15 protein-coding genes and 1 tRNA gene are annotated in these 16048 nt (G+C 67.7%); 15 read left to right on the forward strand and 1 reads right to left on the reverse strand.

Annotated features, from left to right (window positions below):
• The first annotated feature begins 44 nt into the window (after positions 1-44).
• From ACT3S3_RS05920 to ACT3S3_RS05980, 13 genes are all read left to right on the forward strand, one after another.
• Positions 45-629 (forward strand): HdeD family acid-resistance protein, encoded by a 585-nt coding sequence (locus ACT3S3_RS05920; RefSeq protein WP_301442388.1) that lies wholly within the window; start codon positions 45-47, stop codon positions 627-629.
• Between the two features lie 198 nt (positions 630-827).
• Entirely contained in the window at positions 828-1310 is a 483-nt protein-coding gene (locus ACT3S3_RS05925; RefSeq protein ID WP_441588262.1) for an HdeD family acid-resistance protein, read from the forward strand.
• A 21-nt stretch (positions 1311-1331) separates the two neighbouring features.
• Positions 1332-2354 carry an LLM class flavin-dependent oxidoreductase gene (locus tag ACT3S3_RS05930; protein WP_301442386.1) on the forward strand — a complete coding sequence of 341 codons (1023 nt, stop codon included), beginning with the start codon at positions 1332-1334 and terminating at the stop codon, positions 2352-2354.
• 398 nt (positions 2355-2752) lie between these two features.
• The gene (locus tag ACT3S3_RS05935) at positions 2753-3784 is read left to right on the forward strand and encodes a siderophore ABC transporter substrate-binding protein (protein ID WP_301442385.1); all 1032 of its coding nucleotides are present in this window, start codon (positions 2753-2755) and stop codon (positions 3782-3784) included.
• Positions 3785-3930: 146 nt separating this feature from the next.
• Entirely contained in the window at positions 3931-4950 is a 1020-nt protein-coding gene (locus ACT3S3_RS05940; protein WP_301442384.1) for an ABC transporter permease, read from the forward strand.
• Complete coding sequence (locus ACT3S3_RS05945; protein ID WP_301442383.1) at positions 4940-6064, forward strand: iron chelate uptake ABC transporter family permease subunit; 1125 nt, start codon at positions 4940-4942, stop codon at positions 6062-6064. The genes ACT3S3_RS05940 and ACT3S3_RS05945 overlap by 11 nt, the downstream gene beginning before the upstream one ends.
• A complete protein-coding gene (locus ACT3S3_RS05950) occupies positions 6061-6816 on the forward strand; it encodes an iron ABC transporter ATP-binding protein (protein WP_301442382.1) in 756 nt (251 codons plus the stop codon). Before ACT3S3_RS05945 ends, ACT3S3_RS05950 begins: the two co-directional genes overlap by 4 nt.
• A gap of 8 nt (positions 6817-6824) precedes the next feature.
• Positions 6825-7574 (forward strand): ABC transporter permease, encoded by a 750-nt coding sequence (locus ACT3S3_RS05955; protein ID WP_301442381.1) that lies wholly within the window; start codon positions 6825-6827, stop codon positions 7572-7574.
• A 191-nt stretch (positions 7575-7765) separates the two neighbouring features.
• Complete coding sequence (gene efeU, locus ACT3S3_RS05960) at positions 7766-8593, forward strand: iron uptake transporter permease EfeU (RefSeq protein ID WP_301442380.1); 828 nt, start codon at positions 7766-7768, stop codon at positions 8591-8593.
• On the forward strand, positions 8590-9735 hold the full coding sequence (gene efeO / locus ACT3S3_RS05965; protein ID WP_301442379.1) for an iron uptake system protein EfeO: 1146 nt from the start codon (positions 8590-8592) through the stop codon (positions 9733-9735). Before efeU ends, efeO begins: the two co-directional genes overlap by 4 nt.
• Positions 9732-11051 (forward strand): iron uptake transporter deferrochelatase/peroxidase subunit, encoded by a 1320-nt coding sequence (efeB, locus tag ACT3S3_RS05970; RefSeq protein WP_301442378.1) that lies wholly within the window; start codon positions 9732-9734, stop codon positions 11049-11051. Before efeO ends, efeB begins: the two co-directional genes overlap by 4 nt.
• Positions 11052-11145: 94 nt before the next feature.
• Positions 11146-12111, forward strand: a complete 966-nt coding sequence (locus tag ACT3S3_RS05975; RefSeq protein ID WP_301442377.1) for an ABC transporter substrate-binding protein — start codon at positions 11146-11148, stop codon at positions 12109-12111.
• A 62-nt stretch (positions 12112-12173) separates the two neighbouring features.
• Complete coding sequence (locus tag ACT3S3_RS05980; protein WP_441582279.1) at positions 12174-12722, forward strand: flavin reductase family protein; 549 nt, start codon at positions 12174-12176, stop codon at positions 12720-12722.
• Positions 12723-12754: 32 nt separating this feature from the next.
• On the opposite strand, the gene ACT3S3_RS05985 is transcribed toward ACT3S3_RS05980, so the two are convergent.
• The gene (locus ACT3S3_RS05985) at positions 12755-13948 is read right to left on the reverse strand and encodes a L,D-transpeptidase (RefSeq protein ID WP_441579463.1); all 1194 of its coding nucleotides are present in this window, start codon (positions 13946-13948) and stop codon (positions 12755-12757) included.
• Between the two features lie 488 nt (positions 13949-14436).
• Between ACT3S3_RS05985 and ACT3S3_RS05990 the strand changes: the two genes are divergently transcribed.
• Positions 14437-14512 (forward strand) — tRNA-Lys (locus tag ACT3S3_RS05990).
• 332 nt (positions 14513-14844) lie between these two features.
• The gene (locus ACT3S3_RS05995; RefSeq protein ID WP_301443310.1) at positions 14845-16044 is read left to right on the forward strand and encodes an MFS transporter; all 1200 of its coding nucleotides are present in this window, start codon (positions 14845-14847) and stop codon (positions 16042-16044) included.
• Positions 16045-16048: the final 4 nt, after the last annotated feature.

Raw genomic sequence — 16048 nt, forward strand, 5'->3', positions numbered from 1 at the left:
CCTTGCGCGTTCACTGCGCGAACACGACGGAAAGCGACAGTGCCGTGACCACTACCCCGACCTTCGGCCCCATCTTCACCGAGATCCGCAAGCGCAGCGCCCAGTACCTGCTGTGGCGCGGCATCTTCGGCGTCATCATCGGCCTGCTGCTGATCTTCTTCCCCTTCGGCTCGGCGATCGTGCTCAGCATCTTCGTCGGTGCCTGGATGATCGTCGACGGCCTCGTCGCCGCCGGTGAGGCCTTCGACCTGAAGAAGGCCGACGCCCCCTGGGGCTGGACGTTGACCGCCGGGATCATCACCGCGATCGCCGGCGTGGCGATCCTGTTCATCCCGGGCATCTTCGCCCTCGTCAGCGCGATGTTCATCCTGATCTTCATGGCCATCGGCCTGGTGTTCAGCGGCATCTCCCAGCTGAACATCCCCAAGGCGCTGCGCAGCGGCTGGACCATCACCGCCGGCATCCTGAACATCATCTTCGGTCTCGTCCTGCTGGTGCTGTCCCTGACCAACCCCGCAGACAACGTCTGGACCCTGGCGATCGTGGCCGGTGTCTTCGCCCTCGTCATGGGTATCTCCTCGATCATCTTCTCCGTCCGTCTGCGCAGGTCGAACAAGGAAAACGCCTGACGTACCGACGGACACGCTGACAGGGCCGTCACAGCGTCCGTCATAGGAGTTGTGCGGTCTCCACGGACGGGTCTACGATCGGTCGCCATGATTACCCGTCCTGGGGACACCTCCGAGTGTTCTTACGCTGTACCCGGCCCTCACCTCGGCCGGCACCTCCGCGACACCGGCGGACGGATGCTGCTGTGGAGAGGCGGGTTGAGCATCGTCATCGGTCTGGCGCTGCTCGTCTTCCCCATCGGCACCGCCACCGTGGTGGGTCTCGTCATCGGCCTGTGGCTCGTGGTCGACGGCGTCAGCACGATGGGGCTGGCCTTCCAGCAGCGCTCCCACGCCGCCGCGTGGGGCTTCACCATGTTCTCCGGCGTGGTCACCGCCGTGGCCGGTGTCGCCATCCTGCTCTTCCCCGTTGCCTTCGCCGTGATCGGTGCCCTGGCCGTGCTGTGGATCATGGCGCTGGGCCTGGTCATCACCGGCATCGCCCGCACCGCGTCCCGCGCCGGAGGATGGAGCCTGGCCACCGGCCTGCTCAACATCATCTTCGGTGTGCTGCTCGGCGGCCTGGCCCTGGCCGAGCCCACCGGCGGTCTGGTCGCCCTGGCCTGGCTGCTCGGCGTGTACGGCCTGCTGTTCGGGATCCTGTCCGTGGTCATCGGAATCAGGTTGCGCCGGGGCCGGTAACCGGGGCGTACGGTCGTGGACATGACAACCAACGACCATGACGTCAACACCGAAAAGCACGTCCCCCTCTCCCTCATCGACTTCGCGACCGTCTTCAAGGGCGAGACCTCCCGGGAGGCCTTCCTGCGTTCCGTGGAGCAGGCACAGCTCGCCGAACGTCTGGGCTACTCCCGGATCTGGTACTCCGAGCACCACAACATGTCGTCGATCGCCTCCAGCGCTCCGGCCGTGCTCATCTCCCACATCGCCGCGAAGACCGACAGCATCCGGCTGGGTTCCGGTGGTGTGATGCTGCCGAACCACTCCCCCCTTGTCATCGCCGAACAGTACGGCACCCTCGCCGAGCTCTACCCGGGCCGCATCGACCTGGGAGTGGGACGCGCCCCCGGCACCGACCAGCGCACGGTGATGGCGCTGCGTCGCGACCCGCGCTCCGCCGAGTCCTTCCCGGAGGACGTCCGCGAGCTGCAGGGCTACCTCGCCGGACGCTCGCGCGTGCCGGGCGTGACGGCCATCCCGGGCACCGACACCCACGTGCCGGTGTACGTCCTGGGCTCCTCCCTGTTCGGCGCGAAGCTCGCCGCGCAGCTGGGTATCCCCTACTCCTTCGCCTCCCACTTCGCCCCGGACGCGTTGAAGGAGGCCGTCTCGGTCTACCGGCAGACCTACCAGCCGTCGAAGGAGCACCCGGAGCCCTACGTGATCGCCGCGGTGAACGTGACCACCGCCGACACCGAGGCCGAGGCCCTGGCACAGAGCGAGAAGGTCCGCCGTGCCCGCGTGGAGACCATGGCCCTGCGCGGACGCAAGGTCTCCGAGGAGGACCTCGACCTGTTGATGTCCTCGCCGGCGGCTGACCAGATCTTGTCGATGCTTAAGTATTCCGCGGTGGGAACCGGCGAACAGGTACGCGAGTACCTCGAGGGCTTCACCGCCACCGCGCAGGCCGACGAACTGATGGTGGCGATCCAGTCGCCGTCGACTGAGGGATCGCTGAGGGCCATGGAGATCCTCGCCGACTCCTGGGGCCTGTCGCGCCCGTAGCGACGCCGCCCCCGACGGGCGCCGGGGTACCCCTGTAGCGCCTGTAGTGCCCATAGCGTCAGTTCATACCTGCACTACAAAGGCACCTTTTCGACCCGTCGGAGCTCCCCCTCATTTTCACCCCCGATAGCTCCGCGCGGACCCACCCCCCTTTCTTCGGCGACACCCTATGCTGACCTCGGCATAAGTACTTTCCACACCCCACGCACGGGCGGACACACCCGCCCGGGTAACCCACCCGAACCTATCTTCTGCTTAGGGTGCACTTTGCTGCATCACGTTCACCTCGGATACGCTGCCGCTGAACGAGTTTCGCTCAGTGAGTTCGAGCCTCGCCCCCGGGTCCTTCTGACGTTGACCCCGGGGCACGGGGCCGACAAAGAAAGGGAATCCGCCGAATGCGCACCATCCTCCGACGCAGGTCCAGCCGAGCGCTGGCCGTGTCCATGACCGCCGTGCTCTCCATGGGAGCACTCGCCGCCTGCTCGTCCGACGACGACTCCAGCTCGTCCGACAACGGCGACTCCGACACCCGCACCGTCACCGACGCGCGCGGTGAGGTCGAGATCCCCGCCGACCCCGAGCGCGTCGCGGCCTTCGACAACCGCATCTTCCAGGTCCTCGCCGACTGGGACATCGACCTGGTCTCCGCACCGGTCACCCTGATCCCGGACACCATCGAGAAGTACCACGACGACGAAGATATCCACGACACCGGTTCACACCGCGAGCCGAACCTCGAGGAGCTCGTCGCCGCGGAGCCGGACCTCATCATCACCGGCTACCGTTACTCCAGCCAGTACGACGAGATGGCCGAGCTGCTGCCGGACACCCCGATCATCGACCTGAGCTTCGGCCAGGACGCCGAGGGCGAGGACAACCAGCCCCTGGAGGACACCCTCAAGGAGATCACCAACCTGATCGGTGAGGTCTTCGAGAAGGAGGACGAGGCCGAGGCTCTGGTCGAGGACTTCGACGAGGCCAAGGACCGCGCCAAGGCCGCGTACAACCCGGATGAGACCGTCATGGGTCTGCTGACCTCCGGTGGCGACATCAACTACTCCGCACCGTCCACCGGCCGCTCCGTCGGCCCGGTCTTCGACATGCTGGACCTGACCCCGTCCTACGACCACGACGGTTCGTCCAACCACCAGGGTGACGACATCTCCGTCGAGGCCATCGCCCAGTCCAACCCGGACTGGATCCTGGTCCTGGACCGCGACGGCGGCACCTCCGCCCGCGACGAGGCCGACTACGAGTCCGCCGCCGAGCTGATCGCCGACTCCGAGGCGCTGCAGAACGTCACCGCCGTGGAAGAGGACAACATCGTCTACTTCCCGCAGGACTTCTACACCACCGAGGACATCGAGGCCTACACCGAGGTCCTCAACTCCATCGCCGACGCCTTCGAGGCTCACGACTCGGAGTAGTCCCCCAAGCTAGAACCGCACGGCCCCTTCCGGGTCGAGCACGCGCCCGGGAACGGGACATCCTCACCGCAGGTGACTGCGTGGGACGTCCCGTCTCGGGCGCACAGGTGTGACCAGTACCGCGACACTCCACAGACAGGATCTCCATGACCGTCGCACAGTCCTCGGCCTCCGAGGAGGCCTCACCTCCCCTGGCACCGCCACCGCAGGCCTCCTGGTGGAGGACCACCTGGCCGATCCTCATCGGGATCGCCTTCACCCTCGCGCTGATCGCCGGCTCCCTGTTCATCGGGGTCTACGACATCCGCGGCGCCGAGGACGGGTGGAACATGTTCGGCATCACCCGCGTGCCACGCACCATCGCGCTGGCACTGGCCGGTGCCGCGATGGCCATGTGCGGTCTGGTCATGCAGCTGCTGACCCAGAACAAGTTCGTGGAACCGACCACCACGGGAACCACCGAGTGGGCGGGCCTGGGCCTGATCCTCACCATGGTGATGATCCCCGGTGCCAGCCTGCTCACCCGCATGGTCGGTGCCATCATCTTCGCCCTGGTCGGCACGATCGTGTTCTTCCTGTTCCTGCAGCGCGTCACGCTGAAGTCCTCGCTGATCGTGCCGATCGTGGGCATCATGCTCGGCGCGGTCGTCGGCTCGGTGTCCAGCTACGTCGCACTGAAGACGGACATGCTGCAGCAGCTGGGCATCTGGTTCGCGGGCAGCTTCACCGGCGTGGTCAGGGGACGCTACGAGCTCCTGTTCATCGTGCTGGTGGTCCTGGTCCTCATCTTCATCGCCGCCGACCGGTTCACCGTGGCCGGCCTGGGCAAGGACATCGCGACCAACGTCGGCCTGAACTACCGGCGCGTCCTGTTCCTCGGCATCCTCATGATCGCCGTGGTCTCCGGGGTGGTCACCGTGGTCGTCGGCAACCTGCCCTTCCTGGGCCTGATCGTCCCCAACATCGTCTCGATGTTCCGTGGCGACAACCTGCGCTCGAACCTGCCCTGGGTGGCGATGCTCGGCATGTGGATCCTGATCATCTGCGACATCATCGCCCGCACCGTCATCATGCCCTTCGAGGTGCCCGTGTCCCTGATCCTCGGCATCCTCGGCGCCGTCGTGTTCGTCTTCCTGCTGGTGAGGAGCCGCCGTTATGCGCGATAAGAAGTCAGTCCTGAAGAAAACCGCGCCGGACGCCGGCAGCGCCGCAGCCGGCGCCGACACCGGTGCCGCGGCCGGCACGGACGCCGCCGAGGCGTCCGACGTCCGTTCGGCGGCACGCCATTCCGGGCCCTTCTCGCACCCTGGCCAGCGCACCAGGTACATCATCCTGGTCAGCGTGCTGGCCGCGGCCGCCGTCGGGTTCACCGTCGCGCACATGAGCTACGGCAACCCGATGGACTTCGGCACCCAGGGGTACTGGAAGATCGCCGGGATGCGCGCGGACGCGATCATCACGATGATCATCGTCGCCGTCTGCCAGGCCTTCGCCACGGTCGCCTTCCACACGGCGACGAACAACCGGATCATCACCCCGTCGATCATGGGCTTCGAGTCCCTGTACATCGCCGTGCAGACCGGCGTGATCTTCTTCCTGGGCACCGCGGGTCTGGCCGCGTTCACCGGCACCCGGCAGTTCGTCCTGCAGTCGCTGCTGATGATCGTCTTCGCCGTGGCACTGTTCAGCTGGCTGCTGTCCGGCAAGCTCGGCAACATCCACGTGATGCTGCTGGTCGGCGTGGTCATCGGCGGTGGCCTGCGGTCGCTGTCGACCTTCATGCAGCGCCTGCTGGAGCCCAACGAGTTCGACGTGCTCACCGCCCGGACCTTCGGCAACATCAGCAACGCCAACACCGACAACTTCCCGATCGTCATCCCCGTCGTCGCGGTGACCTGCCTCATCCTGCTCCTGCGCTCCCGCCGGATGAACGTCATCGCCCTCGGCAAGGACACCGCCAGCAACCTGGGCCTGAACCACAAGCGCGAGCTGATGATCCTGCTGCTGCTGGTGGCGATCCTCATGGCGATGACCACCTCGATGGTCGGCCCGATGACCTTCCTCGGGTTCCTCGTGGCCACGCTGGCCTACCAGCTCACCGACACCTACGACCACCGCCTCATCCTCCCGGTGGCCGTCCTGGTCGGCTACCTCGTGCTGATCGGCTCGTACTTCATCATGCGCAACTTCTTCTACGCCGAGGGTGCCGTGACCATCATCATCGAGCTCGTCGGCGGAACCGTCTTCCTGTTCTTCATCATGCGAAAGGGTCGCCTGTGATCACCATCGACAACGTCTCCAAGTCCTACAGCACCGAGACCACGATCGGCCCGGTGTCACTCGAGATCCCGGCCGGCGGGGTCACCGCCCTGGTCGGCCCCAACGGTGCCGGCAAGTCCACCCTGCTCACCATGGTCGGACGCCTGCAGAAGCCGGACACCGGCACCATCACCGTCGGCGGCATGGACATCGCCTCCGCCGCGTCCGGCGAGGTCGCCAAGCGCCTGTCGATCCTGCGCCAGGAGAACCACTTCGTCACCCGGCTCACCGTGCGCCAGCTGGTCGGCTTCGGCCGCTACCCCTACTCCCACGGGCGGTTGAACGTGGAGGACGAGAAGTACATCTCCGAGGCCATCGACTTCCTCAACCTCCGCGAGTTCGAGAACCGCTACCTCGACCAGCTCTCCGGCGGTCAGCGTCAGCGTGCCTACGTGGCGATGGTGCTCGCGCAGAACACCGAGTACGTGCTGCTCGACGAGCCGCTGAACAACCTGGACATGAAGCACTCCGTGCAGATGATGAAGCAGCTGCGCCGGGCCTGCGACGAACTGGGCCGCACGGTGATCATCGTGCTGCACGACATCAACTTCGCCGCCCGCTACGCCGACCACATCTGCGCGATGACCAATGGCGAGGTCAACGTCTTCGGCACGCCCGACGAGGTCATCCAGGACGAGACGCTCAGCGACATCTTCGGCACCGACGTCCGCGTGCTGGAGACCGAGTACGGCCGCCTGGCGAACTACTTCTGAGTGGCCCGATGACCTTCACCCCGGAGATCTGGCACAGCCTGCTCGGCGTGGCCGTGCTGGTGGCCGTCGCCGTGGCGGTGCTCTCCCTGGCCGGGGTGGGCCACCGCTGGAGCACCGCCGTGGCCGTGGGCCGCGGCACGGTCCAGCTGGCCCTGATCAGCGTGGTGCTCTCCGGGGTCATCACCGACCCCCGGTGGGTGGGGTTGGCCCTGGTCGTCATGTTCTTCGTCGCCGCCACGACCAGCACCCACCGCATCGGCTGGACGCCGTACCGTTTCCTCGTGGTCACCGGGGCGATGGCCGCCGGGGTGGGCGTGGTGCTCACCGTGGTGTTCCTCACCGGCGCGATCGAACTCTCCGCCCGCTACGCCCTGGCCATCGGCGGGATCATCATCGGCGGGGCCATGTCCACCGCCACGCTGGCCGGACGGCGTCTGGCCCAGGCCACCGAGGAACGCTGGGACGAGGTCGAGGCCTGGCTCGCCCTCGGCGCCACCCCGCGTCAGGCCACCGTGGAGATCGCCCGCTTCTCCATCCGGGAGGCCCTGATCCCCGCCACCGACCAGACGAAGACCACCGGACTGGTCACCCTGCCCGGCGCGTTCGTCGGCGCGATCTTCGGCGGCGTGAGCCCCGTGGACGCAGGACGCTTCCAGATCGTGGTGCTCGCCGGCATCATGGCCGCCGGCGCGGTCACCGCGACGATCATCGCCTTCAGTCTCTCCCCCACGCTGTACCGTCCGCGCGACAAGGCCTGAACCTACCGGTCACAGGCCTCCACCCCCAGATAGCCCCTACGCGCAGAAATTACTTCCCAAGCCTTCCGCACCAGGCCTATCATCAGAATCGGGTCCGGCGAGCATGGTGAGCCTCACCCAAGTTAATGCGGTGACAGCCCCGCTCATAGCCGCTCACAGCTCTCCACCGGACCCCCAAGAAATCCGCGTCAATGTTCTACACGAACGCACTGATCGGGCTGCGCGAAGGCCTGGAAGCCACCATGGTGGTGATCATCCTCGCCGCCTACCTGAACAAGACCGGGCAACGCCGCTCGTTCCCCTGGTTGTGGGCCGGCATCATCGCCGCCCTCGCCTTCACCGTCGGCATCTTCCTCGTCATCAACTTCGGCTCCAAGACGTTGACCACCGTCGGCCAGGAACTCATCGGCGGCATCGCCTCGCTGATCACCGTGGCACTGGTGGTCTGGATGAAGGGCGCCAGCAGGGACATCGCCGCCGAACTCGAGGGCCGCATGGGCAGGGCGGTCGCCGTCGGGCCACTGGCGGTGGCCACGGTGGCCTTCGTCGCCGTCGCGCGCGAGGGCCTGGAGACCGCGTTGCTGGTCTTCGAGTCCTTCACCCGCGCCTTCGGCGTCCCCTTCGCCGGCCTGATGACCGGCGTCGGGGTGTCCGTGGTCCTGGGGGTGCTGATGTACTTCGGCGTCCTGCGCATCAACCTCGGCGTGTTCTTCCAGGTCACCGGCGCACTGCTGATCGTCGTGGCCGCCGGCATCCTGCGCTACGGCATCACCGACCTGCAGGAGGCCAACGTCCTGCCGGGCCTGTCGAACCACGCCTTCGACATCTCCGGTGTGCTCACCCCGGGCACCTGGTACGCCTCGCTGCTGGAGGGCATGTTCAACATCGTGCCCCAACCCACGGTGCTGGCGTTCACCGGCTGGCTGCTCTTCCTGCTCATCGCACTTCCCGCGTTCTTCTGGCCCGCCCGCTCCCGGACGGACTCCGACTCCTCCGCACAGAAAGCCACCGTCTCATGAAGATCTCCCGGATCACCCGTGCCTCCCTCGCCGTCCCCGTCGTCCTGGCGCTGCCCCTGTCGATGGTGGCCTGCGCGGACAAGGACGACTCCGCCACGGCGTACACCGTCACCGCCACCGACGACTCCTGCGACGTCGACTCCTACGAGGGCACCACCGGCAACAACGCCTTCGACATCGCCAACGACGGGTCGAAGATCACCGAGTTCTACGTCTACACCGACGGCGGCCGGGTGCTCGGCGAGGTGGAGAACATCGGCCCCGGCGCCGCGCGTACCCTGCACGTCGAGATCCCCGAGGCCGGCACCTACCAGGTGACCTGCAAGCCCGGCATGGTCGGCGAGGGCGTCTCCCACGACTTCGAGGTCACCGGCGACGCGGTGTCCCAGGCCGAGGGCGACGACCAGCTCACCGCCGCGGTGGACGGCTACCTGCGCTACGTCCGCTCGCAGACCACCGCACTGCAGGAGTCGGTGGACACCTTCGCCCAGGCCATCGAGGACGACGACGTCGACACCGCCAAGGAGCTCTTCGCCCCGACGCGCACCTACTACGAGCGCATCGAGCCGATCGCCGAGTCCTTCCCCGACGACCTCGACCCGCGCATCGACCTGCGCGAGGCGGACCTGGAGGACGGCCAGGAGTGGACCGGTTTCCACGCCATCGAGAAGCAGCTCTGGGAGGACGGCAAGATCACCGACAAGACCAAGCAGGACGCCCAGCAGCTGGTCGACGACATCGCCGAGCTCGTCGACGGCGTCGCCGCGTCCGACTTCTCCGTGCAGCCCGTGCAGATCGCCACCGGCGCCCAGGGCCTGCTGGACGAGATCTCCACCTCGAAGATCACCGGCGAGGAGGACATCTTCTCGCACACCGACCTGTGGGACTTCCAGGCCAACCTGGACGGCTCGAAGGCCGCCATCGCCTCGTTGGAGAACGCCATCGACGACCGCGACGCCGACCTTCTCGCCGAGATCAACGACAACGTCGACAAGGTCCAGGCCCAGCTCGACGCCTTCCGCGAGGGCGACGGGTTCGTCTCCTACGACACCGTCAACGAGAAGGACCGCAAGGAGCTCTCCGCCGGCATCGACCGGCTGACCGAGCAGGTCTCCAAGGTCGCCGAGGTCATCTCGCAGTGAGTGGATCCCGGTCGTCACACCCGTTCTCCCGCCGGACGTTCCTGACCGGCCTCGGTCTCGGCGCGGCCGGCGTGGGTGCCGCCGGCGCGGGAGGCCTGGCGTTGAGCTCCTGCTCGACCGACGGCAGTGCCGGCAGTGCCGGCGGCAGCGGCGGTGAGCACACCGTGCCCTTCCGCGACGTCCACCAGGCCGGGATCACCACCGCGCAGCAGGAGCACCTGCACATCGTCGCCTTCGACGTGGTCACCACCGACCGCGAGGACCTGCGCGACCTCCTGAGCGAGTGGACGGCGATGGCCGAGCGTATGGCAGAAGGCCTGGAGACCACCGAGGGCGGGGCGCTGAGCGACACCTCGGCGGACACCCCCTCCGACGACCCCTCCGGCGTGACCGTGCCGTCCGACACCGGCGAGGCGCTCGGCCTGACCGCGGCGAACCTCACCGTGACGATCGGCTTCGGCCCCTCGCTGTTCGACGACCGCTTCGGCCTGTCCGACCGGCGGCCGGACGAACTCACCGCCCTGCCGAAGTTCCCCGGCGACCAGCTCGTCGAGGAACTGTGCGACGGCGACATCGTGATCCAGGCCTGCGCCGACGATCCGCAGGTCGCCGTGCACGCCGTACGCAACCTCACCCGAGCCGGCTCCGGCGTGGTGGAGGTCCGCTGGTCGCAGCTCGGCTACGGGCGGGCGTCGAAGACCACCGTGGACGAGACCACACCGCGCAACCTCTTCGGGTTCAAGGACGGCACCCGCAACATCCTGGCCGACGAGACCGACGACCTGGACACCCACGTGTGGTGCCCGGCGGAGCCCGGCAAGGGCTCCTGGATGGACGGCGGGTCGTACATGTGCGTGCGGCGTATCCGCATGCTGCTGGAGGTCTGGGACCGGCAGATCCTCGACGACCAGCAGCACACCTTCGCCCGCTACAAGGGCTCCGGGGCACCGCTGGGCACCACCGACGAGTTCGACGACGTACCCTTCGACCTGTACCTGGGCACCGGTGGCCCGGCGATCCCCCACGACTCGCACGTGTTCCTCGCCCACCCCGACAACAACGACGGGGCGCGCATGCTGCGCCGGGCCTACAACTTCATCGAGGGCTCGGACTCCTTCGGCCACCTGTCCAGCGGCCTGTTCTTCATCGCCTACGTGGCACGTCCGTCGGTGGACTTCACGCCGGTGCAGATGGCGCTGGCGCACAAGGACAAGATGAACGAGTACGTGCGTTACGAGTCCAAGGCGATCTTCGCCTGCCCGCCGGGGTTGGGCGACGACGGCGCCGACTGGGGAACCGCACTGTTCGACGGGTAGTGCCCTGTAGTGCGCGCGGTACACGGTACTTCTCAGTGAAAACACCAGCTAATACCGTTCCTACAGGTACTTAGGCGAGCGTAGCCTACTGCTCATGCCCCAGATTCTGACGTCCTCCCGCACCCTCCCCCGCCGTGCCTTCCTCGGCGGCGCCGTGACCCTTGCCATGGCGTCCTTCGCCGCCGCCTGCGCCTCGTCCGACGGCGGTTCCGGCGGGGACGGAGGCGACGCCGCAGCGTCCGGCGCGGCGCAGGGAACGTCCGGCGAGCACCCCTCGCGCGTGGTCGCCCTGTCGACCGGACACCTGGACCACTGCCTGGCCATGGGCGTGCTGCCCGTCGGCCTCGCCGTCGCGGTGTCGGACGCCACGGACAGCCGCGGAATCCCCCAGTACATCCGCGACGTCTTCGACGACGACTTCGACCTGGACTCCATCGAGATCGTCGGTGAGCGCATGGACCCCGACCTCGAGATGGTCGCCACACTGAAGCCCGACCTCATCCTGTCGAACAAGCGCAACCCGCAGGAGCTCAACGACCAGCTCGCCTCCATCGGCACCGTGGTGCAGACCAACGGCGGCTCCGAGTGGTTCAAGACCGACCTCGGCATCGTCGGCGACGCCCTCGGCTACCGCGACAAGGCCGACGAACTGCTGCGCGACTACGAGGCGCGGGCGCAGGAGTGGGGCGAGCAGCGCGGCACCAGCGACACGATCTCGCTGACCCGCGCCAAGGGCGACCAGTACATGTACTTCGGCACCCTCGCGCTGGCCAGCATCGTCGCCGAGGACGCCGGACTGACCCGCCCGGAGAACCAGCGCTTCGACGACAACGCCAGCCGGCCGCTGGCCCAGGAGAACGCCGGCGACCTCGACGCCGACTGGCTGTTCTACAGCTTCCCCGGCGGCACCACCGACATCCTCGACAGCGACTCCTGGCGGCGCCTGCCCGCGGTGCAGGACGGGCACGCCTTCGAGGTCGACGTGGACCCGTGGTTCATCAACGCCTCCGTCGTCGCCGCCGACCGGGTGCTGGCGGACATGAAGAAGTTCATGGCCTGACGCGCTTCCAGCCCCGTCCCCACTCCGTCCCCGCCCCGTCCCAGACCGGTAGGTTGGTCACCATGTCCTCACCTGAGCCCGACTCCGTCGCCGCCCGTTTCCGCACGGCGTTCCGACGCCACCCCACCGGTGTCGCGCTGGTCACCGCGCACGTCGACGGGCAGGACGTGGGCCTGACCGTCTCCAGCCTCGCCTCCCTGTCCGTCGACCCGCTGGCCGTGGCGTTCTCCCTGGCCAAGCGCGACGGCAGCGCCGGGGCGATCCTCACCGCCGACTCCTACCTGATCCACTTCCTCAGCGAGGAGCAGGCCGACCTCGCCTACGAGTTCTCCCGCTACGACGGCCGCCGCTTCACCGTGGACCAGCGCTGGTCCACCGCCCCGCACGGCGAACCGATGCTGAAGGACGCACTGGCGGTGATGCGCGCGCGCACCGTCGACACCATCCGGCTGGGCGAGGCGACGCTGATCGCCGCGGAGGTCACCGACGTGATCCGCGGTGCGGACGGCCAGGGCGAGGCCCCCGCCTGCGCCGACGTCGCCGCACCGTCCCCCCTGATGTTCCGCAGCCACCAGTTCTACCGCTTCCCCACCGGGCAGCCGCCCCTGTAGGACGCACCGCGGTGCGTCCTACCTCCTGCGTCCTACTCGTCGGCGTTGCCGGCGGACCAGGTCGACCAGGGGATGTTCCAGTCACCCAGGCCGTCGTACCCCTCGAGCGTGCCGCCGCCGGTGCCCCGCACCTCGGTGATGTCGCCGCGCTTGAGGTTCTCGTACACCCACTGCGCATCCTCGACCGAGAGGTTCAGGCAGCCGTGGGAGGTGTTCGTGTTGCCCTGGGCGTAGACCGACCAGGGGGCCGCGTGGAAGTAGATGCCCGAGTAGGACATCTGCGTGGCGTACTGCACGTCGGTGACGTAACCGCCGGCGTCCAGCGCCAGACCGAAGGTCTGCGAGTCCATCGTCAACGACTCGAACTGGTCACCGATCTGGTAGATCCCCTCAGGGGTCTCGTGACCGGGCATGCCCATCGACGTCGGCATCGTCTTGACGACCTCGCCGTTGCGGGTCACCGTGACCATCTTCGTGTCGTTGTCGGCCACGGCGCGCACGTCGTCACCGATGGTGAAGGACGCCTCGCGGTCGACCTCGCCGTACATGCCGCCGAGGTCCTTGCCCACCAGGTCTGCGTCCACCGTGACCTCGGTGCCGGCCTGCCAGTACTCCTCCGGGCGCCAGCGCACCTCGTTGGAGGTGATCCAGTAGAACGCGCCCTCCACCTTCGGCTCCGTCTGGATCGAGATCGCGTCCTCGACCGCCTGACGGTCACCCGGGGCCTCGTCGAATCGCAGCGCGATGGACTGGCCCACGCCGACCGTCGACCCGTCCAGCGGGGCGAGCGAGGCGTTGGTCAGCAGATCCGGGCTGAAGGTCGTGAAGGACGTCGACAGGTTCTCGTCGCCGGCCTTCGCCTCGAGCGAGTAGGTGCTGGAGTACTCCAGCTTGCCGTCCGAGGTCCACTCCGTCTCGTCCTCGTTGAAGGACCCCTCGACCTCGTTGCCGTAGCCGTCGGTCAGGGTGACGGAGTCGATGCCCTCGTCGTCCTGCACGGTGACGGGTTCATCGACCTTGACGCCGGTGTCCTCGTCCTCGACGTTGGCGGTGAGTTCGACGGCGTCGTCCTCGTCGTCGGACGTCCCGCTCTGAGCGACCTGGTCGGTGTCGGTGTCGTCATCACCGTCGATGGTGCAGGCTGCGGTGGTCAGCAGCGCGGTGGCGGCGGTCGCCGCCACGACGGTGCGAATAACTCGGCCCGTACGGCCGAATCGGAAGTGCATGGTGTCTACAGTCTCTTTCCGCCCCGGCGGAAGCTCTCCCCGGGGTGATGAAATGTCGTGGTGAAGTCGTCTTCGACGGCTGCGGCGCGGATGAAGCACGGAAGCCCGTCCGCGCCCGGCGAGGTGAGGGTCGGGCCGCGTCTAGAAGGTCATCTTACGTCTGCACTGTGCTGCGAAAGTAACGAAAACCGCCGCCGCGGCAAGATTGTGTCCTAATCGTTACCCAGCCTCACCGACCTCTCGGCGACCCTCCGGACACCTCCCGGGGAACTCTCGGAAGACCCGCGGAAGACTCTCGGCGAACAGCCAGCGCGGGTGCATCCTTCTGCCCTACGCACCCGCGGTCCCGGCCCTCACCTGGCCACCAACTGCACGCCAGCGCCCCGCCGACACCGTTTCGCCGCCCTACCTGCAGATTTGCCAGAGAATCGGCGTGGAGCTATAGTTTTCCTCGTTGCCGAGGACGGGACATCCGCTCCGAAGTACATGCGTCATTAGCTCAATTGGCAGAGCAGCTGACTCTTAATCAGCGGGTTCGGGGTTCAAGTCCCTGATGACGCACCACCTACCCCAGGTAGACACGGTCACCGACCAGAGTCTACCTGGGGTTTCGTCATGCCGCGCCCAATTCCCGCGCTGCCCCTCCCCCACAGTCGGCGACGAACGGCCGGTGGGGTACCAAGTTGGACCTGGGAGCTCTGAGTTGGCCGACTCAACGCTCCCAGGTCCAACTTGGTACCCGTCCCCGACGGAGACAGGGGCAAAGATCGAGCGTGGGATCGTTGAACACGGGTGTTCAGACATCCCACGCTCGATCTTGGCCCCTCGGGCACCGCCGCAACCCGGGAGGCACCCGAGCACGCCGCCGCACCACCTCGTAGTATCAGTGCCCAGTCATGGTCAACAGAAGAAACCGCACGCCGCTGCCCGTCGAGGTGTGGGCACTCGTCGCAGGCGCCTTCGCCGTCGCCCTCGGGTACGGCGTCGTCGCCCCCGCGATCCCCCAGTACGCGCACGCGTTCGGCGTCTCGAACGCCGCGGCGTCCGGCATCGTCAGTGCCTTCGCGCTCATGCGGCTCATCGGCGCACCGCTGGCGGGGCGCGTCGTCGTACGTCTCGGCGAGCGGCGCACCTACACGCTCGGGATCCTCGTCGTCGCCGCGTCCACCGGCGCCTGCGCCCTGGCGGCGAACTACACCCAGCTGCTCATCCTGCGCGGGCTCGGCGGCCTGGGCTCGATCATGTTCACCGTCGCAGCGACGGCCCTGCTGATCAAGGTCAGCCCGGTGGACGCCCGTGGGCGGGTGTCCAGCATCAACGCCGCCGGCTTCCTGCTCGGCAACCTCATGGGCCCGGTGTTCGGCGCCCTCGTCGCCGGGTTCGGACTGCGCGCCCCGTTCGTCTTCTATTTCGGCATGCTCGTCGTCGCCGCGACGGTGGTGTGGGTCGCGTTGCGCGGCTCCACGCTGGCCGGTGTGCACGCCGACGACAGTCCCCGTACTCCGCTGACCTTCGCCGAGTCGCTGGGGATCCCGCAGTACCGGGTGCTGCTGGGCTCCGTGTTCGCCTTCGGGTGGACGTCCTTCGGTGTGCGCGTGTCGATCGTGCCCCTGTTCGTCGCCGCCGCCTTCCACGGCGACGCCGCCGTCGCCGCCTGGGCGTTGGCCGCCTACGCGGCGGGAAACGCGGTGCTGATCCTGCCGTCGGGACGCTGGAGCGACACCGTCGGACGCAAACCGATGCTGGTGCTCGGCATGCTGGTCACCGCCGTCGGCTACGTGGCCTTCCCCTTCTCCCCCGGCATCGCGCCGGCCTGTGCGGCGATGTTCGTCGCCGGGGCAGGGTCCGCGCTGGTCAACCCGGGGCAGCAGGCCGTGCTCGCCGACATCGTGGGCACGAAGCGCGGCGGGTCGACGGTGGCCGGCTACTCCATGTTCCAGGACCTCGGAGGGGTCCTCGGCCCACTGCTCGCCGGGATGGTCGTGGACGCCGCCGGGTTCGGCTGGGCCTTTGGACTCAGCGGGGTGCTGCTGGTCGCCGCGGCGATCGGGTGGTCGACGGTCGGCGACTCCCGGACGCTGCAACGCGGCAGCTAGACAG

The sequence above is a fragment of the Corynebacterium sp. AOP40-4SA-5 genome, assembly GCF_052377355.1.
GTDB lineage: Bacteria > Actinomycetota > Actinomycetes > Mycobacteriales > Mycobacteriaceae > Corynebacterium.

Coding starts and splice junctions, on each gene's coding strand:
- ACT3S3_RS05995 (WP_301443310.1), top strand. CDS start 14,845: ATGGTCAACAGAAGAAACCGCACGCCGCTGCCCGTCGAGGTGTGGGCA.
- ACT3S3_RS05940 (WP_301442384.1), top strand. CDS start 3,931: ATGACCGTCGCACAGTCCTCGGCCTCCGAGGAGGCCTCACCTCCCCTG.
- ACT3S3_RS05930 (WP_301442386.1), top strand. CDS start 1,332: ATGACAACCAACGACCATGACGTCAACACCGAAAAGCACGTCCCCCTC.
- ACT3S3_RS05975 (WP_301442377.1), top strand. CDS start 11,146: ATGCCCCAGATTCTGACGTCCTCCCGCACCCTCCCCCGCCGTGCCTTC.
- ACT3S3_RS05985 (WP_441579463.1), bottom strand. CDS start 13,948: ATGCACTTCCGATTCGGCCGTACGGGCCGAGTTATTCGCACCGTCGTG.
- ACT3S3_RS05955 (WP_301442381.1), top strand. CDS start 6,825: ATGACCTTCACCCCGGAGATCTGGCACAGCCTGCTCGGCGTGGCCGTG.
- ACT3S3_RS05945 (WP_301442383.1), top strand. CDS start 4,940: ATGCGCGATAAGAAGTCAGTCCTGAAGAAAACCGCGCCGGACGCCGGC.
- efeU (WP_301442380.1), top strand. CDS start 7,766: ATGTTCTACACGAACGCACTGATCGGGCTGCGCGAAGGCCTGGAAGCC.
- ACT3S3_RS05980 (WP_441582279.1), top strand. CDS start 12,174: ATGTCCTCACCTGAGCCCGACTCCGTCGCCGCCCGTTTCCGCACGGCG.
- efeO (WP_301442379.1), top strand. CDS start 8,590: ATGAAGATCTCCCGGATCACCCGTGCCTCCCTCGCCGTCCCCGTCGTC.
- ACT3S3_RS05935 (WP_301442385.1), top strand. CDS start 2,753: ATGCGCACCATCCTCCGACGCAGGTCCAGCCGAGCGCTGGCCGTGTCC.